At 67.1% G+C, this 23,415-nt stretch carries 18 protein-coding genes; 3 read left to right on the forward strand and 15 right to left on the reverse strand.

Annotated features, from left to right (window positions below):
* Nucleotides 1–15 precede the first annotated feature (15 nt).
* Complete coding sequence (fdxA, locus tag MFM001_RS04200) at nucleotides 16–342, reverse strand: ferredoxin (RefSeq protein ID WP_045380648.1); 327 nt, start codon at nucleotides 340–342, stop codon at nucleotides 16–18.
* Nucleotides 343–462: 120 nt separating this feature from the next.
* Here fdxA and MFM001_RS04205 point away from each other — a divergent pair, with 120 nt between their 5' ends.
* Together MFM001_RS04205 and MFM001_RS04210 are read left to right on the forward strand one after the other, a co-directional pair.
* A complete protein-coding gene (locus tag MFM001_RS04205) occupies nucleotides 463–1,008 on the forward strand; it encodes a PadR family transcriptional regulator (RefSeq protein WP_116373906.1) in 546 nt (181 codons plus the stop codon).
* Nucleotides 1,005–3,014 (forward strand): NADPH-dependent 2,4-dienoyl-CoA reductase, encoded by a 2,010-nt coding sequence (locus MFM001_RS04210; protein ID WP_116373908.1) that lies wholly within the window; start codon nucleotides 1,005–1,007, stop codon nucleotides 3,012–3,014. Before MFM001_RS04205 ends, MFM001_RS04210 begins: the two co-directional genes overlap by 4 nt.
* 2 nt (nucleotides 3,015–3,016) lie before the next feature.
* Here the strand turns inward: MFM001_RS04210 and MFM001_RS04215 are convergent, their stop codons facing one another.
* The 5 genes from MFM001_RS04215 to mshB all read right to left on the reverse strand — a co-directional run bounded on the left by MFM001_RS04215 (nucleotide 3,017) and on the right by mshB (nucleotide 8,544).
* Nucleotides 3,017–3,562: a YbhB/YbcL family Raf kinase inhibitor-like protein gene (locus tag MFM001_RS04215; RefSeq protein WP_116373910.1), complete on the reverse strand. Its 546-nt coding sequence runs from the start codon at nucleotides 3,560–3,562 to the stop codon at nucleotides 3,017–3,019.
* Between the two features lie 39 nt (nucleotides 3,563–3,601).
* The gene (locus tag MFM001_RS04220) at nucleotides 3,602–4,366 is read right to left on the reverse strand and encodes a maleylpyruvate isomerase N-terminal domain-containing protein (protein ID WP_116374366.1); all 765 of its coding nucleotides are present in this window, start codon (nucleotides 4,364–4,366) and stop codon (nucleotides 3,602–3,604) included.
* 91 nt (nucleotides 4,367–4,457) lie between these two features.
* Entirely contained in the window at nucleotides 4,458–7,004 is a 2,547-nt protein-coding gene (locus MFM001_RS04225; protein ID WP_116373912.1) for a bifunctional FO biosynthesis protein CofGH, read from the reverse strand.
* Nucleotides 7,005–7,080: 76 nt separating this feature from the next.
* Nucleotides 7,081–7,557, reverse strand: coding sequence for a hypothetical protein (locus tag MFM001_RS04230; RefSeq protein ID WP_116373914.1), 477 nt, complete (start codon nucleotides 7,555–7,557; stop codon nucleotides 7,081–7,083).
* Nucleotides 7,558–7,641: 84 nt separating this feature from the next.
* Nucleotides 7,642–8,544 (reverse strand): N-acetyl-1-D-myo-inositol-2-amino-2-deoxy-alpha-D-glucopyranoside deacetylase, encoded by a 903-nt coding sequence (gene mshB, locus MFM001_RS04235; protein WP_116373916.1) that lies wholly within the window; start codon nucleotides 8,542–8,544, stop codon nucleotides 7,642–7,644.
* A 94-nt stretch (nucleotides 8,545–8,638) separates the two neighbouring features.
* Between mshB and MFM001_RS04240 the strand changes: the two genes are divergently transcribed.
* Nucleotides 8,639–9,235: a TetR/AcrR family transcriptional regulator gene (locus tag MFM001_RS04240; RefSeq protein ID WP_116373918.1), complete on the forward strand. Its 597-nt coding sequence runs from the start codon at nucleotides 8,639–8,641 to the stop codon at nucleotides 9,233–9,235.
* Nucleotides 9,236–9,256: 21 nt separating this feature from the next.
* Here MFM001_RS04240 and MFM001_RS04245 read toward each other — a convergent pair whose 3' ends face one another.
* The 9 genes from MFM001_RS04245 to MFM001_RS04285 form a co-directional block, all read right to left on the reverse strand.
* Entirely contained in the window at nucleotides 9,257–11,143 is a 1,887-nt protein-coding gene (locus MFM001_RS04245; RefSeq protein WP_116373920.1) for an ABC transporter family substrate-binding protein, read from the reverse strand.
* 36 nt (nucleotides 11,144–11,179) lie between these two features.
* Nucleotides 11,180–13,054, reverse strand: coding sequence for a translational GTPase TypA (typA, locus tag MFM001_RS04250; protein ID WP_116373922.1), 1,875 nt, complete (start codon nucleotides 13,052–13,054; stop codon nucleotides 11,180–11,182).
* Nucleotides 13,041–13,466 (reverse strand): MarR family winged helix-turn-helix transcriptional regulator, encoded by a 426-nt coding sequence (locus MFM001_RS04255; protein ID WP_116373924.1) that lies wholly within the window; start codon nucleotides 13,464–13,466, stop codon nucleotides 13,041–13,043. Before MFM001_RS04255 ends, typA begins: the two co-directional genes overlap by 14 nt.
* Nucleotides 13,467–13,490: 24 nt before the next feature.
* Nucleotides 13,491–14,234: a respiratory nitrate reductase subunit gamma gene (narI, locus tag MFM001_RS04260; protein WP_116373926.1), complete on the reverse strand. Its 744-nt coding sequence runs from the start codon at nucleotides 14,232–14,234 to the stop codon at nucleotides 13,491–13,493.
* Between the two features lies 1 nt (nucleotide 14,235).
* Nucleotides 14,236–14,889, reverse strand: coding sequence for a nitrate reductase molybdenum cofactor assembly chaperone (gene narJ, locus MFM001_RS04265; protein WP_192886849.1), 654 nt, complete (start codon nucleotides 14,887–14,889; stop codon nucleotides 14,236–14,238).
* Nucleotides 14,886–16,499: a nitrate reductase subunit beta gene (narH, locus tag MFM001_RS04270; RefSeq protein ID WP_116373928.1), complete on the reverse strand. Its 1,614-nt coding sequence runs from the start codon at nucleotides 16,497–16,499 to the stop codon at nucleotides 14,886–14,888. The genes narJ and narH overlap by 4 nt, the downstream gene beginning before the upstream one ends.
* Nucleotides 16,499–20,197 carry a nitrate reductase subunit alpha gene (locus tag MFM001_RS04275; RefSeq protein WP_116373930.1) on the reverse strand — a complete coding sequence of 1,233 codons (3,699 nt, stop codon included), beginning with the start codon at nucleotides 20,195–20,197 and terminating at the stop codon, nucleotides 16,499–16,501. Before MFM001_RS04275 ends, narH begins: the two co-directional genes overlap by 1 nt.
* A 473-nt stretch (nucleotides 20,198–20,670) precedes the next feature.
* Nucleotides 20,671–21,924 (reverse strand): saccharopine dehydrogenase family protein, encoded by a 1,254-nt coding sequence (locus tag MFM001_RS04280; protein ID WP_116373932.1) that lies wholly within the window; start codon nucleotides 21,922–21,924, stop codon nucleotides 20,671–20,673.
* Nucleotides 21,925–21,960: 36 nt separating this feature from the next.
* A complete protein-coding gene (locus tag MFM001_RS04285; protein WP_116373934.1) occupies nucleotides 21,961–23,403 on the reverse strand; it encodes an FAD-dependent oxidoreductase in 1,443 nt (480 codons plus the stop codon).
* Nucleotides 23,404–23,415 lie beyond the last annotated feature (12 nt).

Consider the following 23,415-nt stretch of genomic DNA (forward strand, 5'->3'; position numbering starts at 1 on the left):
GGATCACTGTCTCGCTCAGTCGCCCTCACCCTGTGGCGGCAGATCCTTGACGACCTGCGGGTCGTTTTCGGTCATGCCGACCTTCGCCGCGCCGCCCGGGGAGCCGAGTTCGGCGAAGAAGTCCGCGTTGATTTGCGTGTACTGGCTCCACTGCTCGGGCACGTCGTCTTCGTAGAAGATCGCCTCGACGGGGCAGACCGGCTCGCAGGCGCCGCAGTCCACGCATTCGTCGGGGTGGATGTACAGCATCCGAGCGCCCTCATAGATGCAGTCGACCGGGCATTCCTCGATGCACGCCTTGTCTTTGATGTCGACGCAGGGTTCGGCGATCGTGTACGTCACGAAGGTCTCCTCCAAGTGCTGTTCAATGACGCGGATCTGTTGGTTACTGATACTAGACGTTGCAGACAAAAAGCAAACATGGCACTGGCTATGCAACTAGTTGCATAGTAGGCTGCCCGGGTGGCTCTCACCCATGCAATCTTGGTTTCCCTGTCCGAGCAGTCCGGCTCGGGCTACGAGCTGGCCCACCGGTTCGATCGCTCGATCGGCTATTTCTGGACCGCCACCCATCAGCAGATCTACCGCACCCTGCGCACGATGGAGGACGACGGCTGGGTGCAGGCGACCCCCGTGGTTCAACACGGTCGCCCGGACAAGAAGGTCTACACGGTTTCCGAGGCCGGGCGCGCCGAGTTGGCCCGCTGGATCGCCGAACCACTCACCGGCCGGGGCAGCGCGTTGTCCGACACCCGCACTCGCGACGTGGCCGTCAAAGTACGTGGCGCGGTCTACGGCGACGTCGCCGCGCTGCGCACGCAGATCGCGGCACTGCGCGCCGAACACGCCGAATTGCTGGACACCTACCGGGGATTCGAGAAACGCCAATTCCCCGATCCGTCGAAGCTGCGCAGCGCCGCGCTGCATCAGTACCTGGTACTGCGTGGCGGCATCCGCGCCGAGGAGAGCGCGGTCGATTGGCTCGACGAAGTGGTGGCCGCGCTATGACGTATCCAAACCTGTTGTCGCCGTTGGACCTCGGCTTCACCACGCTGCGCAACCGCGTGGTGATGGGGTCGATGCACACCGGGCTGGAAGACCGATCGCGTCACATCGACCGGCTGGCCGAGTATTTCGCCGAGCGCGCCCGCGGCGGGGTCGGGCTGATCATCACCGGCGGCTACGCACCCAACCGCACCGGATGGCTGCTGCCGTTCGCCTCCGAGCTGGTGTCGTCCGCCGAGGCGCGACGGCACCGACGCATCACTGCGGCCGTGCACGACGCTGGCGGCAAGATCCTGCTGCAGATCCTGCACGCCGGACGCTATGCGTACCACCCGCTTTCGGTGAGCGCATCATCGATCAAGGCGCCCATCAACCCGTTTCGGCCGCGGGCGCTCACGTCGCACGGGGTAGAGAGCACCATCGACGATTTCGCCCGCTGCGCTTCGCTGGCCCGCGAGGCGGGCTACGACGGCGTCGAAATCATGGGCAGCGAAGGCTACCTGCTCAACCAGTTCCTGGCGCCGCGCACCAACAAGCGCACCGACGCCTGGGGCGGGAGCGCGGAGAACCGTCGCCGCTTTCCGGTCGAGATCGTCCGCCGCACCCGCGCCGCCGTCGGCCCCGATTTCATCATCTGCTACCGGATGTCGATGGCCGACTACGTCGAGGACGGCCAAAGCTGGGACGAAATCGTCGCGCTGGCAACCGAAGTCGAGGCGGCCGGAGCCACCCTGCTCAACTCCGGATTCGGCTGGCACGAGGCGCGGGTGCCGACGATCGTGACCTCGGTGCCGGGCGGCGCGTTCGTCGACATCAGCGACGCCGTCGCCGGCCACGTCAGCATTCCGGTGGTGGCGTCCAACCGGATCAACATGCCGCAGGCCGCCGAACAAATCCTGGCCGAGACGCAGATACAGCTGATCTCGATGGCCCGGCCGCTGTTGAGCGACCCGGACTGGGTGCTCAAGGCCGCTGCTGATCGCGCCGACGAGATCAACACTTGCATCGCCTGCAATCAGGCGTGCCTGGACCATGCGTTCGTGCACAAAGAGGTCTCGTGTCTGCTCAATCCGCGGGCTGGTCGCGAGACCCAGCTGGTGTTATCCCCCACCCGACGTGCTCGCACGGTTGCAGTGGTCGGGGCGGGTCCCGCCGGGCTGGCCGCCGCGGTCAACGCCGCGCAACGCGGCCACCGCGTCACGCTGTTCGAGGCAAACGACTTCATCGGCGGCCAATTCGACTTGGCCCGAAGGATTCCCGGCAAAGAAGAATTCAGCGAAACGATTCGGTATTTCACGACGATGCTGGCCAAACACGACGTGGATGTGCGGCTTGGCACCCGAGTGTCGGCCGACGAACTGGCCGGCTACGACGACGTGATACTGGCCACCGGTGTGGCACCGCGGATTCCGTCGATCCCGGGCATCGAGCACCCGATGGTGCTGAGCTATGCGGAGGCCATCACCGGTGTCAAGCCGGTGGGTAAGAGCGTGGCCGTGATCGGTGCAGGCGGCATCGGTTTCGACGTCAGCGAGTTTCTGGTGACCGATTCGTCGCCGACGCTGAACCTCAAGGAATGGAAGGCCGAATGGGGTGCGGCCGACCCGCAAGAAGCGCGCGGCGCGCTGGTGGCCCCGATCCCGTCGCCGCCGGCCCGCGAGGTGTATCTGCTGCAGCGCAGCAAAGGCCCGCAGGGCACACGGCTCGGCAAGACCAGCGGGTGGGTGCACCGGGCATCGCTGAAAGCCAAAGGAGTGCAGCAGCTTTCCGGGGTGAACTACGAGCGGATCGACGACGACGGGCTGCACATCAGCATCGGCCCGCGGCGGCAACTTCTCGCGGTGGACAATGTGGTGATCTGCGCCGGCCAGGAACCGGTCCGTGACCTCGAAGAGGGCTTGCGCCGCAACGGGATTGAGCCGCACATCATCGGCGGCGCCGCGCTGGCCGTCGAGCTGGACGCCAAGCGGGCAATCCGGCAGGGCACCGAGCTCGCGGCGCGGCTGTAAGGCTAGCCGCTGAACAGGCCCACAGTTCGGCCCTCGGCGATCGCCGCATCCGCGATGGTTTTGGTCGCCTCGGGCGCGGGCGTGGTCGGCGCTAACGTCAACGGCTTGTTCAGCGCATACAGCTGGAAGCGGTAGTGGTGCACCCCGCTGCCCGCCGGCGGGCACGGCCCGAAATACTCCGGCTTGCCGGCGGAGTTCAGGCTCACGCTCGCTCCCTGCGGTAGTGGCCCCAACTCGGTGGTTGATGCCGGAATGTTGGTGACCACCCAGTGGACGTAAAGCCCGGACGGAGCGTCGGGATCGTCGACCACCAAAGCCAGCGACTTGGCACCGGCCGGCACGTGGTCCCAGCGCAGCGGCGGTGGCATATTGCGACCCTTGCAGGAGTATTCCGCCGGAATCGGCGCGTTGTCGGCGAACGCAGGACTGCTCACGGCGAGCTTGGCGGCTTTGGACGTTGTCAGCTGGTTTTGCGGATTCTCTTTGGCGCCGCTACAACCGGGGAGCATCAGGATCAACACCGCAAGAGCGGCCAACGCCGGTCTCATGAGCGTGTGTATACCCGCTCAGCGGTAGCGAGTAAAGGCTTAGTAACCGGCCAGCAGACCGCGCACGCGGCCTAGGGCTTCCGGCCCGGCGGTACTGCAGATCCGGGACGGGTCTGCAGGCCGTCGTCCCCATAACAGCAGGACCCGGGCCGCCGCGTCCGTTTGCAGCGTGGCCGGCCCGTCGGGCGCGGCGAGTTCGATTCGGACCGAGTCCTTTTCGGCTGCGACGACGACGTCGTCGGTGCCGGGCACCCGCAGCCGCGCCTCGATGCGCTCCCCGGGCTCCAGCCGCTTGGCACCTTTCATCAGCAGCGGCTTTCCCACCGCGACCACGCTGTGAGTCGTCATCCAGGGCTGGGCCAGCCGCGCCTGCGCCGCGACGTCATCGCCGGTGACGTCCCAGCTGTGTAGTACGAGCTCTTCTCGCATGTGCTCGGCGAACCACGGCACCTTCATGGTTCGGCCGGTCCAGGCCACGTCGGTCTCGGCAGGAACCCGGTCGGCGGCTTCGGCCACGTCGTTGAGCATGGCCATCCGGTCCTGCAGGGCGCCCCACAGGTCCGCGTCATTCATGGCGCGCAGCGGCCCCTCGCGTTCCTCGAAGCTGCGGGTCTCGACGGGGTGGCCTTCCAGGTGCCCGCGCAGCACCCGAGCGAGTTCCTCGGCGTTGCCCGCCTGATGGATGACGATGTCCCGCACCGTCCAGGCCTCGCACCACGTGCCGGCGTCGGGCCGGCGCTGCTGCACGGCGTCGACGAACGGCTGCCACTCGGGGAATCGGTCGGTGTCGATCTTTGGACTCATATTTCGTGGATACCCGAACGCGAACGCGCGCAAATCCGGCGACACGCTCGGCGTGTCGCACGGGGACACGCACGCTCGCGCCGAAAGGTGACTACGCAGCCAGCGGACTGTAGGTCGTGGTCCGCTGGCGGGCGGGGCGGCCGATGCCCTGGGCAATCGCGACCAGCTCGGCGACCGTCTTGGCCGAGCCGTGCTCCGAGCCGGCCATCCGCGAGATCGTCTCCTCCATCAGCGTGCCGCCCAGGTCGTTCGCGCCGCCGTTGAGCATCACCTGGGTGCGCTCCACACCGAGCTTCACCCAGCTGGTCTGGATGTGAGAAATCCTGCCGTGCAACATGATCCGGGCCAAAGCGTGCACTGCCCGGTTGTCGCGGTGGCTGGGCCCCGGCCGCGATGCGCCAGCCAGATACAGCGGCGAACTCTGATGGACGAACGGCAGCGGCACGAATTCGGTGAAACCACCGGTGCGGTCCTGGATTTCGCGCAGCACGTTGAGGTGGCCCACCCAATGGCGGGGAGCATCGACGTGGCCGTACATCATTGTCGACGACGATCGCAGCCCCACCTCGTGCGCGGTGGTGACGATCTCGATCCACATCGAGGTGGGCAGCTTGCCCTTGGTGAGCACCCAGCGCACTTCGTCGTCGAGGATCTCGGCGGCGGTGCCGGGGATGGTGTCCAGGCCGGCCTCGCGCAGGCTGATCAGCCACTCGCGGACCGAAAGCCCGCTCTTGGTCACCCCGTTGGCGATCTCCATCGGCGAAAACGCGTGCACATGCATCGACGGCACCCGCTCCTTGACCGCGCGCACCAGATCGGCGTAGCCGGTCACCGGCAACTCGGGGTCGATGCCGCCCTGCATGCACACCTCGGTGGCGCCCGCGACGTGTGCCTCCCACGCCCGGTCGGCGACCTCTGCCGTAGATAGCGAATACGCGTCGGCGTCACCCTTGCGCTGAGCGAACGCGCAGAACCGGCAACCGGTGTAGCAGATGTTGGTGAAGTTGATGTTGCGATTGACGACAAACGTCACGTCATCACCCACCGCATCGCGCCGCAGCGAATCCGCCAGCGCCGCAACGGCATCCAGAGCCGGACCATCCGCACACGCCAGCGCCAGGTATTCGGCATCGCTGAGGCCCGCCGGATCGCGTTCGGCCGAGCGGAGCGCTGCCAGCACGTCGGTGTCGATGCGTTCGGGCGCGCGGGCCGCCAGCTCGTACACATGCGCACGGATCGAATCCCAGTCCCCGAAAGCACTGTCGAGGTCGCTGCGGGCATCAGCGGCACGGCCCGCCACGTCGATCGCCGCGTGCAGATCCACCCGGCCGGAAGACGCCACATCGTCGGGCTCCTGCCACGGCAAGCCGACCGGATTGACATCGCGCGCCCACCCGGTCACCGGATCAGCCAGCGCCGCAACATGTTCACGCACCCGCGGGTCGATCCAAGCCGCTCCGGCCTGCACATACTTGGGATGCGCGGTCAACCGCTGAACCAGGTCGTAGCCCGCCTCGGCCGTCACCGCGGCCAACTCGTCCAACGCGGGCCACGGCCGTTCCGGGTTGACATGGTCGGGTGTCAGCGGTGAAACACCGCCCCAGTCGTCGACGCCGGCGGCGATCAGCGCCAGGCACTCCTCGCGCGACACCAGGTTCGGCGGCGCCTGGATGCGCATTCCCGGGCCGAGCACCAGCCGCGCGACCGCCACCGTGGCCAGGAATTCCTCGATGCCCGCGTCGGGCACCGCGGCCATCGCAGTGTGCTCTTTGGCGCGGAAGTTCTGCACGATCACTTCCTGGACGTGCCCGAACTCCTTGTGCGACTTGCGGATCGCATGCAACGTCTCGGCACGCTCAACCAACGTCTCGCCGATGCCCACCAGCAGACCCGTGGTGAACGGAATCGACAGCCGGCCCGCGTCGGTCAGAACCCGCAGCCGCACCTCGGGGTCTTTGTCGGGGCTGCCATAGTGGGCCAGGCCGCGCGTTTCGAACAGCCGCCGCGACGTCGTCTCCAGCATCATGCCCATCGACGGCGCCACCGGCTTGAGCCGCGACAGCTCCGACCAGCTCATCACGCCGGGATTCAGGTGCGGCAGCAGGCCGGTTTCCTCCAGCACCCGGATCGCCATCGCCCGCACATAGGACAACGTGGAGTCATAGCCGCGCTCGTCGAGCCACTGCCGCGCCTCCGGCCAACGATCCTCGGGCCGGTCGCCCAGGGTGAATAACGCTTCCTTGCAACCCAATTCGCCGCCGCGGCGGGCGATGTCGAGAATTTCGTCGGGTTCCAGATACATGCCGGCGCCCTGCGCGCGCAGCTTGCCGGGCACGGTGACAAACGTGCAGTAATGGCAGGTGTCGCGGCATAGATGAGTCACCGGGATGAACACCTTGCGCGAGTAGCTCACCGGCAACCGCCCACCAGGGCCGCGCCGTCCCGCCGATTCCAGGCCGGCGTCGCGCACGCGCGCGGCACTATGGCACAGGTCGGCCAGATCGTCGCCGCGTGCGGTCAGCGCGATAGCGGCCTCGTCGACGTTCAGTGAAACCCCGTCGCGGGCCCGTCGCAACACGCGCCGCAGCGCAGACGACGGCACCACAGGGGCCGGCAGGTCATCCGGGGTCAACGGCACGTTGGTGTAACTTCCGCCCGATCGAATTTCATCCGCGGTCCTGCCATAGGGGCAACAGTAATCCCGGGGCGCACCGCTAGGTCTGGTCCCCCGACCTATGTGCCCGGCGCCGCCACAGCACCCATCCGGGCGGCAGCACACCGAGCACGATCAGCAGCAGGGCGCTGTACGCCATCACGCCGCGGCCGCCGAGAATGATGTCGTCGCCCGGGCCGCCCAACGTCATCGCCGCAACGGTCAGCAACCATGTCCACAGCGGCAGCGCCGCCACCCGTGCCGACGCCGTCCATCGCCCGGCGGCCCAGACCAGGGCCGCGTTGACCAAGCCACTGATCACCGCGCTGATGGGAAACGGAACGGAACCGATGTAGGCCGGCAGTAGCAGCGCGCCGGCGATTGCGGAGAGGATGCCGTCGACGGCCAGCAACGTCAAGACGACGAGGCGAATGGCGGGATCCGTCGCGCCGGTGTCGTCGACCGGCCCGGCGCTCGGCTTGGTGGCGGTCAGGTGGGAATGCTGTCCAGCTGCGCGACCAGCGACCCGATTACCCACTGGAAGCTGTCAAGTCGGTCCTGCCAATGCTGCTGGTTGTAGTCCAGATCAGGATCCATGCCAAGTCCTTCCGCGGCTGCCTCGTCAGCAGCTTACCGCCTGGCCGAGCCCGGCGAGCAGATCGGTTTCCCAGCCGCGCTCGTCGCGCTCTCCGGCGGCGCCGGCGGCCAGGACGTAGTGCTCCTGGCCGAGGATGGGCAGGGCGAGGTTGTTCGACAGCGCGCACGCCCGCCCGGTGGGGCCGACGATCACCTGGGTGGCGTGCGCGGCAAGGGCCGCCCGCTTGGCCAGCAGCGCGTGCTCGGCATCGACGACGGCGTCGATGTCCTCGTCGGCGTAGCCCATGCCGTCGAAGTCGGTGACTTCTCCGGACGGCACCGTCCAGTCGGGTCGCAGATCCTCGGGCCTCAGCGCCTCCCAGCCTGCCAGGAAGGCGCTCTTGGCGATCACGGTCCAATAGAGCTTCGGCACCGACCAGGGCGCGCCGGGGTAGTCGTCGGTGGCGGCTGCGGTGACCGCGGCCGTGGTGACGACGTGGGTGCGGATGTGGTCGGGATGCCCGTAGCCGCCGTTGGGGTCGTAGGTCACCACGACGTGGGGGCGCAGCGCACGGATGAGCGCGACGAGCGCGCCGACGGCTTCGCGTTCGTCGGCGTCGACGAAACGCTGCTGGCGGCGCGCCGGTGTGCCGGTCATGCCGGAGTCACGCCAGCGTCCCGCACCGCCCAGAAAGATCGGTTCGCCGACGCCCAGGGCCTGCAAGGCTGCGGTCAGCTCGCCGATGCGGTAGCCGCCGAGCTGGTCGGCGCGGTCGACGGCCAGCTGCGCCCAGCGGTCGCCGATGACCTCGCCCTCCTCGCCCAGCGTGCAGGTGACGACGTGCACCTGCGCGCCACGCGCCGCGTAGTGGGCAATGGTGGCGCCGTTGGTCAGGCTTTCGTCGTCGGGATGCGCGTGCACGAACAACAGTCGCGGCGTCTCCTGCATGCAGGCACCATACCTAGTGCAAAACGCTTGGGCCGCAGCCATAGTCCGAAGCCAACCGTCCGCGAAGAGAAACGCGACCGACTACTATCAGGGAATGGCGCAGCAAAACAAGGCGGTCCGCAGCCGTCGGCGTGGCAAGGAACTCGAGCATGCGCTGTACGACGCGACACTGGCCGAGCTGGCTGCCGTGGGCTATGCCGGGCTGACCATGGAGGGGATCGCCGCGCGGGCGCGCACCGGCAAGGCTGCGCTGTATCGCCGTTGGCCCAGTAAGTATGCGCTGGTTCAGGATGCTTTGCGCTACGCGCTGCCGCCGTTGCCCGAGCTGCGTGACGATCGATCGGCCCGGGAAAACCTGCTCGTCGTGTTCACCGCGCACTGCGACGTGCTGGCCGGCAAGACCGCGTTTCCCAGCCTGGCCATCATGGGTCAGCTCATTCACGAACCCGAACTGCGCGCGATCTTCGCCGACGCCGTGGTGACGCCACGCCTGCGGATCATCGAATCGATCCTGCGCGCTGGCGAACAGAATGGCGAAATCGACTCCGCGGCGCTGACTCCGCTGACCGCGCGGGTCGGGCCGGCGTTGATCAACCAGCATCTGATGCTCACCGGCGCTCCGCCGAACAAGCGTCAACTCTTACGCATCGTCGAGACCGTGATCCCGCTTTCGGCGCCGGTGCACGTCTGATCACCTTGCGCCGCAAGGTAATTACTGCGCCGTCTTGACCCACTGCCCGGCGTCGCCGACGATGCCGACCGGCACGGCGCCGGACAGGCTGACATTGAGCACGCTCGGACCGGCCGCGACGATCGTGGTGTCCTGCAGGATCGGCAGCACCGTCGACATGTTCCACAGTCGTGGCTCGACGGCGTTGATCACGTCGTTGATGTTCTTGGTGCCGTTCAGTGCGGCGTCGATATTCGACTGGATGCTGTGGTCGCAGATGCCGGTGATGTTCGACGGCGCCTGGACCAGTGCCCCCGGCTCGGGTGTGCGGCTGGCTGTGGTCGGCGTCTGGCTTCCCGCGGTGGGGGCCGGCGTCGCCTTGGATGTCGGCGAGGTATCGGATGCGGGCGCCGGCGGTGGGGCCGACGTCGACACCGCCGTCGCCTCCAGAGCGGGACAGCCGTAGCGGGAGGCCAGCAGTGTCGCCAGGTTCCCGCCGGCCTGGCGCCACCCGACGATGGCGTCGACCCGGTTGTTGACCAGCGCGTCGCGGTAGAGCACCACCGGATCCAGGCCCAGCACGGTCGCGGCGATGCCGACGTTGCGCAGCTGGTCGGCGGCGGTGTTGGCGACGGCAACCGCGGTCGGGTCGTTGGATGCCACACCGATGACCAGGGACAGCTGGTTCCCGTCCTTGCTGATCCGGCCGCGGGTGATCTCCGGCGGCCCGGTGCTCGCCGGCGCGGTCCCGTCCGGGGGCGTCACCGCCGGCGAGGTGTCGTTTTCGATCTGGTACCCGGACGACTGCAGCAGCCCCAGCGCCGTCGCCTGGCTCATCGCCGGCGGCGCGGTCGGCACGTAGCCGGGGTCGCTCGGCGCGCGGATCTGCGCCTGGTCCAGCGTGACGGTGTTGTCGCTGCCGGCGCCCACGGCGGCGAGCAGGTCGACGTCGAGCAGCCCCAAAATCGCTTTGCGCACTTGGGCATCCGCCAGCTTGGGCACGTTCGCGCGCAGCGTGAGCTGCATGACCCGCGGCGTCATGATCCGGGCCGTCCGCACGTCCGGAATCGCCGACAGTTGGGCGAACGCCGCCGACCCGCCGTGCACCTGGGCGACCTGGGTGTCGCCGTTGCGGATGGAGTCGGCCAGCGCCGCTGGAGCCCCCGCCCGCCGGAACAGAATCAGATCCGGTTTGGCCGGCGGACCCCAGTACCGGTCGTTGCGTGCCAGCAGGATCTCGTCGCGCTGCGGGTCGATGTTCTCCACCCGGAACTGGCCGCCGGTGACCGGCAGGGCGCGCACCAGCCCGGCCGGGAAACCGCCCGGCACGTCCTTGACGATGTGGGCCGGCAGGATGTTGGCGAACAACTCCCGCCACGCCGGATACGGCCGCGAGAACGTGACCACGGCCTGCTTGCCGCCGTCGATCGACTGCACGCCGGTGATCAGGTCGTAGCCGGCCGGGTCCACCACACCGGGCTGGCCGACCATCTGCCGCCACAGGTACCAGAAGTCGTCGGCGGCGATCGGCGCGTTGTCGGTCCACGACGCCTCGGGCCGGATCTTGTAGGTGACCGTGAACGGGTTGTCATTGGTCACCTCGGCCGACACCAGCAGCGTCGGGTCCATCTCCCAGCGCGACCCCGTCGGGGTGTTCGGGTCGGCCACCGGCCGGAACGCGCTCGGCAACACCAGCGCGCTGATCGCCGCGTTGACCGCCGACAGGTCGGACACCAGGTGCGGGTTGAAACCGGCGCCGATCGAGTCGATGCCCATGATGATCTGGGTGACCCGATGCGGCGGCGGCGCAGTGCTCTTCGACGTTTCGGTGCTCTGCGGCGCCGGCGGCGGGCTGACCGTGCACGCTGCTAACAGCAACACCAGCGCGCCGACCGTCAAGCGCGTCCGGGTTGGTTTCGGCACGCCCAACAGGGTATCGGGATGCGGTCTGGGCGATAGCCCCATCTACGCGCGCGCCTTGGCGCGGGCGCGGCTGCGGGCCCGGGCGGTGGCGTCCAGTTCGACCTTGCGAACGCGCACCACCTCCGGCGTCACCTCCACGCACTCGTCGGGCCCGCAGAACTCCATGGCCTGCTCGAGGTCCAGCTCGATCGGCTTGGCCAGTGTCTCGATGACGTCGGCGGTCGACGAGCGCATGTTGGTCAGCTTCTTCTCACGGGTGACGTTGATGTCGAGGTCTTCGGGCCGCGGGTTGATCCCGACAACCATGCCCTCGTAGGTGTCCTGCCCGGGCTCGACGAAGAACTGCCCCCGATCGGCCAGCTGCAGCAGCGCGAACGGCGTGATGGTGCCGGACCGGTCGGAGACCAGCGACCCGGTGTGCCGGGACCGGATCTCGCCGGCCCACGGCTTGTACCCGTCGAACACCGCGTTGCCGATTCCGGTGCCGCGGGTCTCGGTGAGGAAGTCGGTGCGCCATCCGATCAGCCCGCGGCTGGGCACCACGAAATCCATTCGCACCCAACCGGTTGCGTGGTTGGCCATCTCCACCATCCGGCCCTTGCGGGCGGCCATCAACTGAGTGATCGCACCGACGTATTCCTCCGGGCAGTCGATGGTCATCGCCTCGAAAGGCTCGTGCAGCGCGCCGTCGATGGTCTTGGTCACGACCTGCGGCTTGCCGACAGTGAGCTCGAAACCTTCCCGGCGCATCTGCTCGACCAGCACGGCCAGCGCCAGCTCGCCGCGGCCCTGGACCTCCCACGCGTCGGGCCGGCCGATGTCGAGCACCCGGATCGACACGTTGCCGACGAGTTCAGTGTCCAACCGCGACTTGACCATTCGCGCGGTCAGCTTGTGTCCGGGCACCTTGCCCGCCAGCGGCGAGGTGTTGGTGCCGATCGTGACCGAGATCGCCGGCTCGTCAACGGTGATGCGCGGCAACGCTTTCGGCTCGGCAAGGTCGGCGAGCGTGTCGCCGATCATGATGTCCGGGATGCCTGCGACCGCAACGATGTCGCCGGCGACGGCCTCCTCGGTCGGTGAGCGCTCGACGCCCTCGGTGGCCAGCAGCTCGGTGATCTTGGCGGTCACGGTGTCCGTTTCCCGCAGCCACGCCACCTGCTGGCCCTTTCGCAACCTGCCGTTGTAGATGCGGATCAATGCCAGCCTGCCGAGGAACGCCGACGCGTCCAGGTTGGTTACCAGCGCCTGCAGCGGCGCCTCCGGATCGCCGGACGGCGGCGGAATGTGTTGCAGCAGAACGTCGAACAGCGGATCGAGGTTGTCGCCGTCGGGCACCTGCCCGTCTGGGGGTTGCACCGTGCTGGCTACCCCCGCGCGCCCGGACGCGTACAGCGTCGGCAACCCGAGGGCTTCCTCCGCAGCTTTGGCGGCCTCGTCGTCGAGATCGCTTGCGACGTCGAGCAAGAGGTCGTGGCTGGCGTCGACCACCTCGGCGATCCGGGCGTCGGGCCGGTCGGTCTTGTTGACGACGAGAATCACCGGCAGATGCGCGGCCAGCGCCTTGCGCAGCACGAACCGGGTCTGCGGCAGCGGGCCCTCGGAGGCATCCACCAACAGCAGCACCCCGTCGACCATCGACAGCCCGCGCTCCACCTCGCCGCCGAAGTCGGCGTGGCCGGGGGTGTCGATGACGTTGATCACTGTGACGCTGCCGTCAGGGTGATGACGATGCACGGCGGTGTTCTTGGCCAGGATCGTGATGCCTTTTTCCCGCTCCAGGTCACCGGTGTCCATCACCCGGTCCGTCAGGTCACCACGCTCGTGCAGCGCCCCGGACTGGCGCAGCATCGCGTCGACCAGGGTCGTCTTGCCATGGTCGACGTGCGCGACGATGGCGACGTTACGGAATTGCACCGGGCGATTCTGCCAGGCTGCCGGCGTCTCGCCCAATCTGGCCGATGCTGAGCCGTTCCACCTCTTCGGCATGGATCGCCGTCAGCGCCTCGAGGCGCTCGGAGCCGGCAGCAGTGAGTTGAAGGCGGATCACCCGGTGGTCGTCGCTGTCGGGCACCCGCTCCACCAGCCCGGCGGCCTCGGCCCGCTGGATCAGCTCACCGGCACTGTGGTGGCGCAGCAGCAGGTAGTCGGCGGCATCGCCGATCGTCGGCCCGCGCCGGTCCGCGTGCCCGCGGATCGCCAGCAGCAGCTGGTGCTGCATGGGGGTGAGCCCCGCCGCCTGGGCCTGCTCGGCGCTCCACCGCTCGAAACGGCGCAACTCGGTCCGCAGCCGCAACAGCCGCGCGTAGACGTCGTCGGGCAGACCCATATCTGCCACGATATGACGCTCGAGCTACCAGCCGCGACGGCGCGGCGCCGAGCCCACCAGCTCGCCGCGGCTGCGAACCGCGTCGCGGCTGCGGTAGACAATGTAGGGCCGGAACAGATAAGCGACCGGCGCACTGAAGGCGTGCACCAGACGGGTGAACGGCCACAGCGCAAACAGGGCCAGCGCGATCGTCGCATGGATCTGGAAATACAGCGGCGCCTGAATCATCAGGTCACCACGCGGGTCGAGGATGAAGATCGACCGGAACCAGATCGACACGTTCTGCCGGTAGTCGTGTAGCTCGCCGTAGTGCGTAGCGCCCATCAGGGTGCAGCTCATGCCGGCCACCATCGCGGCCACCAGGACCGGGTACATCAGCTTGTCGCTCAGGCTGGTGGCAAGGCGCACCGGTCCGCTGCGCCAGCGGCGGTAGATCAGCAACCCAATCCCGATCAGCGCGGCGATCCCGGCGGGCACACCGAGAATCAGCGCCTGCAGGTGGTAGAAGTGGTCGCTCATCCCGATGTCTTCGGTCAACCACTCGGGGATGCACAGGCCCACGACGTGGCCCATGATCACCACCAGGCTGCCGAAATGGAACAGCGGGCTGCCGATCGACAGCAACCGCGATTCGTAGATCTGTGACGAGCGGCTGGTCCAGCCGAACTGGTCGTAGTGGTAGCGCCACCAGGTGCCGACCCCGGCGATCGACAGCGAGACGTAAGGTGCGACGTCCCAGAAGACCTCGAGGAGTTTCGTGTTGGCCAATTCAGTTCCCGCCGGTTCGCTTAGGTGGCACGGTCAATGTGAACGGTTGCAGCCCAACGGCTTCGGCGGGCGGACCGGATTCGGCGAGCCGGCGCGCCCGCTGCACGTCGGAGTCGGTGACCGGCGGCAGCGTCTCGCACACGGCGGCGATGGCATGGGCGTACGGTGATTTCGCTTCGGTCAACGCCTGCAGCAGCACGTCGATGGGCACCCGGTGCTCGATCAGCAGCCGCCGGCCCGCCTCGGGGTCGACGGTCGCGGCGAACTCCAGCACCACCGGCAGGTGGTCGGGCGCTTCGCTTTTCGGCGGCTCGACGCCCGCTTCGCGGTAGGCGTGGGCGAACGCCAGCATCTCGCGGCCGCGGTTGCGGGTATCACCTGCGGTCCAGTAGGTCAGGTACATCGTCGAGCGGCGGCGCATGTCGAAGGTTTCGACATAGTCGGCGGCAGCGGCCAGCGAGTCAGCCGCCCGTAGCTCAGTAGCGGTGCGCGCCAGCAGCTTTCGCGTCGGCCCGTCGATGTGGCTGAGCAGCCCTTCGACGGTGTCGAGCCGCTGGTCGCGTTGTTCGTCGGGGTAGGCCAGCAGCAGAGAAGCCGCCTGCCACACCAGTCGGTCGGCCAGCGCGGGTCCCCGCGACCTGCTCAGCAGCTTCATTGCTTCTGCTCTTCGGGGAACATCCCGGCCGGCGTCCCGTTGCCGTCCCAGTTCAGCAGGTTCGTTCGCGAGCGGGGACGCGTCGCGTGGAAGCTTTCGACCGCGACCGGCACAGGACCGTCGCTTGGTGTGGCGAAGGGACTCGACTCGTACATGCCCGGTCCGCCGTCACCCGACAACGAACATTCCATGTCATGCGCGGCGGCGGGAATTTCGCCGGTGTAGGCGGTGGGAATGACGTAGCGCTCTTCGTATTTCGCGATGGCGAGCAGCCGGTACATCTCGTAGATCTGCTCTTCGGTCATCCCGACGGACGCCGGAATGTGCGGCTGGGTGTCCCGTCCCAGGTTGATGTCGCGCATGTAGGAACGCATCGCGGCCAGCCGGCGCAGCACGTCGTCGACGGGCTTGGTGTCACCGGCGGTGAACAACTCGGCCAGGTAGGCGATCGGGATGCGCAACGCTTCGATGGCGCCGAACAGGTTGCCGACGTCTTCGCCGTCGTGGCCGTCCCGGCTGACCGCATCGACCACCGGCGACAGCGGCGGGATGTACCACACCATCGGCATGGTCCGGTATTCCGGATGCAGCGGCAGCGCCACCTTGTAGGTGTTGATCAGCGCATAGACGGGTGATCGCTGGGCGGCCTCGATCCAGTCGTCGGAAATGCCTTCGGCTTTGGCGGCCGCGATCACCTCGGGGTCGTTGGGGTCCAGCAGGATTTCACATTGCGCCTCGTAAAGGTCGGTGTCCTTTTCCACCGACGCCGCTTCCAGCACCTTGTCGGCGTCGTAGAGCACCAGCCCGAGGTAGCGCAGCCGGCCCACGCAGGTTTCCGAACAGATCGTCGGCAGGCCCACCTCCATGCGCGGGTAGCACAGCGTGCACTTTTCGGCCTTGCCGGTCTTGTGATTGAAATACACCTTCTTGTACGGGCATCCCGACACGCACATCCGCCAGCCGCGGCAGCGGTCTTGGTCGACGAGCACGATGCCGTCCTCGCTGCGCTTGTACATCGCGCCCGAGGGGCACGACGCCACGCACGACGGGTTCAGGCAGTGCTCGCAGATCCGCGGCAGGTAGAACATGAAGGTCTCTTCGAGCTTGACCTTGACCTCGTCGCTGACCTTCTTCAGGATCGGGTCTTTTTCCTGCGTCTCCACCGATCCGGCGAGGTTGTCGTCCCAGTTGGGCCCCCACTCGATCTTCATCGGCTCGCCGGTGATCTGGCTGCGCGGCGCGGCGACCGGCAGCGTGTCGCCCAGTGGCGCCGAGGTCAGGTTCTCGTAGTCGTAGGTCCACGGCTCGTAGTAGTCGTTGATCCCCGGCAACTTGGGGTTGGCGAAGATCCGCAACAGCTTGGCCAGTCGCCCGCCGTCGCGCAGCCGCAACCGGCCCTTCTTGTCGCGGATCCATCCGCCGCGCCAGCGGTCCTGGTCCTCATAGGTACGCGGATAGCCTTGGCCCGGGCGGGTTTCGACGTTGTTGAACCAGACGTATTCGGTGCCGGGGCGGTTGGTCCAGGCCTGCTTGCAGGTGACCGAGCAGGTGTGGCAGCCGATGCACTTGTCGAGGTTCATCACCATCGCGAGCTGAGCCATGACCTTCATCAGTACTTCACATCCTGACTGCGCCGGCGCACCACGGTCACCTCGTCGCGCTGGTTTCCGGTCGGGCCCATGTAGTTGAACGCGAACGCGTGCTGGCCGTAGCCGCCGGCCAGATGACTGGGTTTGATCCGCACCCGGGTCAGCGCGTTGTGGTTACCGCCGCGCTTGCCGGTGGTCTCGCTACGCGGTGTGTCGACGGTGCGCTCCTGAACGTGATAGACGAACACCACCCCGTCGGGCATCCGGTGCGACACGATCGCCCGGCACACGAACACACCGTTGGTGTTGACGGCTTCCACCCAATCGTTGTCGCGCACATTGATTTTCGCCGCATCGCCCGGGCTCATCCACATGGTCGGGCCGCCCCGCGACAGCGACAGCATGTACAGGTTGTCCTGATAGGTGGAGTGGAACGACCACTTCGAGTGCGGGGTCAGATACCGCACGGTCAAACCGATTCCGTCCTCGGTCGGGCCGAGCTCCGGCTGACCGAACAGCCGTGTCATGTCCAGCGGCGGGCGGAACACCGGCAGATGTTCGCCGAGCTCCTCGACCCAGTCGTGGGCCAGGTAGAAGTGCATCCGTCCGGTGAGTGTGTGGAACGGCTTGAGGTTTTCGATGTTGACGGTGAATGGCGCGTAGCGACGTCCGCCCGTCTCGCTGCCCGACCACTCGGGGCTGGTGATCACCGGGACCGGGCGCGCCTGGGTGTCGGCATAGGTGATGCGCTTTTCCTCGCTGCCTTCGGCGAGGTAGGCCAGCCGCTGCCCGGTGCGCTTCTCCAGCTCGCGGAAGCCCTCCACGGCCAGCCGGCCGTTGGTGGTCCCGGACAGTAGCAGCACCACGTCGGCCATCCGCTGGGCCGTGGTGATCGCCGGACGGCCTTGGCCGGCACCGGAATTCATCACCCCGAACTTCGCGGCCAGTTCCTTGACCTCTTGATGCGGATGCACGGTGTAGCCCTTGACGGTCAACCCGAACTTGTCGACCAGCGGACCCAGCGTCTGCCACTTGTCGTAGATCGCGCCGTAGTCGCGCTCCACCACGGTGAGCTTGGCCATCGTCTTGCCCGGCACGGGCGTCTCGCCCGTGTGCAACCAATCCCGTTCGGTGCCATCGGGATAGGCCATTGCATCCGGGGTGTCATGCTGCAGCGCCGTGAGCACGACGTCGGTGCGGGTACCCAGATGGTCCTTGGCCATCGCGGAAAAGGCACGGGCGATGGCGCCGAACGCGTCGTAGTCGGTCCGGGTCTCCCACGGCGGATCGGTTGCCGCAGAAAACGAATGCACGTAGGGGTGCATGTCGGTGCTGGACAGGTCGGCCTTCTCGTACCAGGTCGCCGCAGGCAGAACCAGATCCGACACCAACGTCGTCGAGGTCATCCGGAAGTCGATGGACATCAGCAGGTCGAGCTTGCCTTCGGGGATCTCCCGATTGCAGGTGACGTCCACCGGCCGCACCCCGTCGTCAGGAGGGTCGCCCAGCACGTTGGAGTCGGTTCCCAGCAGGTGCTTGAGGAAGTACTCGCCGCCCTTGCCCGACGACCCGATCAGGTTGGCGCGCCAAACCGTAAGCACCCGAGGCCAGTTCACCGGATCGTCCGGATCGGTGACGGCGAGCTTCAGCTTGCGCTGACCGAGCTGTTCGGCCACGTACTCGCCGATGTCGCGGCCCGCGTCGCGTGCTTCGTCGGCGACGTCGAGGCTGGAGCGGTCGAATTGTGGATAGAACGGGCTCCAGCCCATTGCCGTCGACGAGGCCAACAGGTCCATGGTGTGCTTGCCGGCGAACCGTCCGCGGCCCAGCGGGCTGGCCAGCTTGTCGGCCCCGTAGGCGTCGTAGCGCCACTGGTTGGTGTGCACATACCAATAGGAGGCACCGGGCACCTGCCGTGGCGGGCGCACCCAGTCGGTGGCCATCGCCATGGTCTGCCAGCCGGTCAGCGGGCGCACCTTCTCCTGGCCGACGTAGTGGGCCCAGCCGCCGCCGTTGCGTCCCATCGATCCGGTCAGCATCAGCAGCGCCAGCACGGCGCGGTAGATCGTGTCGCCGTGGAACCACTGACAGATACCGCTGCCCATGATGATCATCGACCGGCCACCGGATTCCTCGGCGCTGCGGGCGAATTCGCGTGCGACGCGGATGACCTGTCCGGCCGATACCCCCGTGATCGCCTCTTGCCAGGCCGGGGTGTTCGGGTAGGTGGCGTCATCGTAGCCGGTGGGCCATTCGCCGGGCAGCCCGGGACGCGCGACCCCGTAGTGCGCCAGCATTAGGTCGAATACGGTGCACACCAAGTGGTTTCCGACCTGGCGTACCGGCACACCGCGCTGCACGGTTGCGCCTTCACCGTTGATCGTGTCGAAGCTGGGCAGTGAGACGAGCGCGGTCTTGCGATCCCCGTTGGTGGCGGCGCTGTGTTGCACGGTGAGCGCTGGAACCACGCTGCCGAGGTCGAGGTTCCACTTACCGACGCCATCCTCGCCGTAGCGGAAACCCAATGAGCCGTGCGGCACCACGACGGTGTCGGTGGCCTCGTCCAGCAGCGCGGGTTTGAGTGCCGCGTTCTCGACTGCCTCGCCGATGTCGGCAGCGGTGAGATTCTTGCCCGGCACCAAGGTGTCGCCGCGCTGTTCCAGCTTGATCAGGAACGGCAGGTCGGTGTACTGGCGGGTGTAGTCGAGGAAGAACGGAACCTGCTGTTGCACATAGCATTCCGAGAGGATCACGTGGCCCATCGCCATGGCCAGCGCTCCGTCGGCACCGGCGGCGCACGGAATCCACTCGTCGGCGAACTTCGTGTTGTCGGCGTAGTCCGGGCTGACCGAGACCACCTTGGTGCCGCGGTAGCGGGCCTCGGCCATCCAGTGCGCATCGGGCGTGCGGGTGATCGGGACGTTGGATCCCCACATCATCAAATACGCTGCGTCCCACCAGTCTCCGGACTCCGGCACGTCGGTCTGGTCGCCGAAGACTTGCGGCGAGGCCACCGGCAGGTCGGCGTACCAGTCGTAGAACGACGTCATCGGGGCGCCGATCAGTTCGAAGAACCGCGAGCCGGCGGCGTACGACACCATCGACATCGCCGGGATCGGCGAGAAGCCGGCGACCCGGTCCGGGCCGTACTGCTTGATCGTGTGCACGTGGGCGGCGGCGATCATCTCGGTGGCTTCGGCCCAGGACACCCGGACCAGGCCGCCCTTGCCGCGGGCCTGCTGGTAGCGGCGACGGCGTGCGGGGTCGGCCTGGATGTCGGCCCAGGCCAGCACGGGGTCTTTCAGCCGGGCCTTGGCTTCGCGGAACATCTCGACCAGTACGCCGCGCGCATACGGGTAGCGGACCCGGGTCGGCGAGTAGCTGTACCAGGAGAACGACGCCCCGCGAGGGCAGCCGCGCGGCTCGTACTCCGGCCGGTCCGGACCCACCGACGGGTAGTCGGTCTGCTGGGTTTCCCAGGTGATGATGCCGTCTTTGACGTAGATCTTCCACGAGCACGACCCGGTGCAGTTGACGCCGTGCGTCGAGCGCACCACCTTGTCGTGGCTCCAGCGGTCCCGGTAGAAGACGTCAGCCTCGCGACCGCCACGGCGGGTGACCGTGCGCAGGTCGGCGGAGAACTCGCCAGGCGTGAAGAAGCGGCCGCTGCGCTCCAACAACTCCTCGAGAGGGCCTCCGACGTGGGGCGTGACAGTCAAGGAGGACCTCCTCACATGTAGCGGCGCGCTAGTGCCCCGTTGTCGTGTCTCCCGGATTGGTCAGCGACTCGACGGCGATCTCGCCGACCCGTCCGACCAGCCTCGACATGGCCGTCACCATCGGCGGCCCGCACGCTGGTCAGCAACCGGTCCCCAGCATAGGTGGTAGGGATTGCCGCAACCACGCCGCTGACCGGGAGGGTGTTGATAGCTGCCCCCAGTCCTTGCTCGTGCATACTCCGGCATTCGGCGAGGTCGCCACTCCCACGCGTTACAGGAAAGCATCCGGACTACTACCAACGTACGAAGCAAAGGTTAATGTCCCGTTTAGTTTTGTTAAAACGGAATGACGGCGCTTTGCTTCGACTGTTCTGTGGCTTTCCTGCAAATCACCTGTGAATTGTCCGCAGCGCCTTGATTATTCGGTGCGCACAATTATGCCGCGGATGGAGTGCGTGGGTTCTTGCTCGGCGCTACACCGATTCAACGAGCTCGTTGCGTGGCACGCCGACGCACTCGAGTGCCTTGTAGAACGATTGGGGGTCGGCCCAACTTTCGGGAGCGAAGGCACCGCTTCGGGTGCCGTCCTGCTCCAGGGCGAGCAGCATGAACGCGGCGCACGCAGTGCCCGTGATGGCCGCCATATCGGCCATCAGATACGTGTCGCGCCCGGCGATCGGTGTGCGCTTGGTGACGACGGCCGGCAGCCCGTTGCGCAAACCGGTGACACGAACCAGCAGACCGCCGCGGTAAGGCTCCCGACGACGCACGGCCGACCTCGCGAGGAACGGGATCAGCTCGCTCACTTTTCCCTCCCCCGTTCGCACGACGTCGACCAGCCCCGAGAAAGCGTGACGCCAACCCTTCGGGCTGCCCAGCCGGAAATAGAGCAGATCCTCGAGGAAGTCCACGCCTTCCTTGACCGTCATCTTGTCGTGCTGCACGGCCAGGCCGACACCTCGGGCGATGCCGTTGAATCCGACGGGGTCGAGTCCCCCGAAGCAGCGGATGCTCTTGGCGTTGGGGTAGAGCCGGGGCAGGGTGACCGGCTCGGGATGTGCGGTCTCATGCATCAGCGTCTCACCGAGACCGCCACCCATTGGGGCGCAGCGGGTTTCGACCCAGGACTGGTGCATGACCGGTCCGCCGTTCTCCCACGTCAGGCAGGGACCGGCGGCGACGTGCAGCATGTGCTCCAGCACGGCGCGGCCGATTCCCGGCCGCTCATCGCCGACGACCCAGAACATCTCGATGTTCTCCACGGTGTCCAGCTCGCCGGCAGCGTCGACCACCATGACGTTGGTCATGCCCGGAGAGGCACCGCAGCCGACGTAGAGCGGCACGCCCGCCTCCCGGGCTCGGTCATGTTGGGACAGGGCGTGCAAGGTGCTCTCGATATCGTCGTCGAAATCCAGATACGGCACTTTGGCCGCAAGGCACGCCTCGACCACCGGCCCCGACGTGCGGACGTAGGGTCCTGCACCCAGGACGACGAGCGCGGCACCGCTGACCGCCTTATGAAGACCTTCGCGGTCGTAGAGGTCCAGCCGGTGGGCCGTGGCGCGCCCCGGCGGTAGCCGCTTGACCAACGACTCGAGTAGTTCCGGCCGGAGGTCGTAGAGCGCGAGCTCCCACTCGCCATCCGCGACGGCGAAGCGCTCGATGGCCAGTCGGCACATCTCACCTGCGGCACCGATAAAGACAACCCGCTGCGCCGTGTTGGCCATGACGTCTCCGTTCTGTTGGTGCTTTACTCGAATTTCTTACGTCGCGCGTTGGTGCGCCTTTGACGCGCAAAGGGCGTCGCCGACCTCTTTGGCGACTCGCTCACCGGCGCGGACGGCCCCGTCCAGGTAGCCGTCATAAGCGGACGTCGACGTCTCGGTGCCCGCCCAATGGATGCGTCCCACAGGTTCGCTTACGGCGTCGGTGTACTGGGTCATCAGACCCGGCGCTCGTGCACTCACACAACCTTCGATCCAAGGCTCGTGAACCCAATCCTTTTCGATGAACTGCTGCGGGTGTGATGCCTTCGGGCCGAACAGCGTCGCAAAGTCCGCGAGGATTGCCGAGCGCCGGCGGTCCGGGTCGTCGAGGACGTCGTCCGACCAGGTGAGCCCTGTGCCCGAGCGGGCGGTTCCGATGAAGGTGAGGAGAATTCCGACACTGCCGTCGGGCGGCGAGTTGTCAACGACGAAGCGCGCCGCCGGCAGATCGGTGATCGCCTGTCCGTTCAAACCTGCATCTCGCCAAAACGGTTTGTCGTATACCGCAAAGACTTTGGACTCCGTGCCGTTGTGCCACTTGCGCTGTAGGGCCGCGCGGCGCACCGGCAGATCAGGCGTGAAGTGGATCCGCTCGGCATCCGCGGGCGCCATCGCGACAATCACCCGCTGACAGCGGATTTGAGCTCGCGCTGACTTCACAATCACGCCGTCGTCGGACTGAATGATCTCGGACACTGGTGAATTCAGCACGAGCCGCTGGCTGAGCTGATCGGCGATCCGCACCGAAATTAGTTGGGTGCCGCCGACAACGCGTGATTCCTGGGCCCCTCCGGTGGTGCCGACCATGTGCCTGATCCCGCCGCAGGTCTTGATCCCATGGAGAATGCGGAGCAGCGAACTGTTGTGTGGGTCTTCGCCGTTGACGATCGTGAAGACGAACGTCAGCAGCCAGCGGGCCTCCTCGGTCCGCGCATGCTTGTCCAGCCAGTGGCCGAGTGTGGCCCCGTCCCACGTGACCGCGTCACATGCATCCCACGGCGCCGAAGCGGGTACTTTTGACGCCATGCGCTCGAGCCTGGTGTGCAGTTGGAGGTAATCCAGCACGGCCGGTAGCCGTAGTGGCGGGTTGTCGCCTTTGTAGGTTCGCCGTCTGCCCTTGAAGTGGTAGATGGCACGGCCGTCGACATAGGTCTTGAATGTCGACAGCCCGAGCTCGTCGATGAGGGCCAGGACGCGATCTTGGCCGGGACCGACCCATTGGCCACCACCTTCGGTGATCACGCCATCGATGACGTCGAGGTTGACGGTCCGCCCTCCCACTCGGTTGCTGGCCTCGAGCACCACCAAAGACCCTGTCCCAGCTTGGTCGAGACGCCGCGCAGCGGTAAGGCCTGACAGTCCCGCTCCGACGACCACCACGTCTGCGGTGAGTTCGGCCGCCAGATCGCTTGCCGTGGCCGGGTTTTCGATGACGCTCATTGCACCTTCTCG

Origin of the sequence: Mycobacterium sp. MFM001, from assembly GCF_003402475.1 — a bacterium.
Lineage (GTDB): Bacteria > Actinomycetota > Actinomycetes > Mycobacteriales > Mycobacteriaceae > Mycobacterium.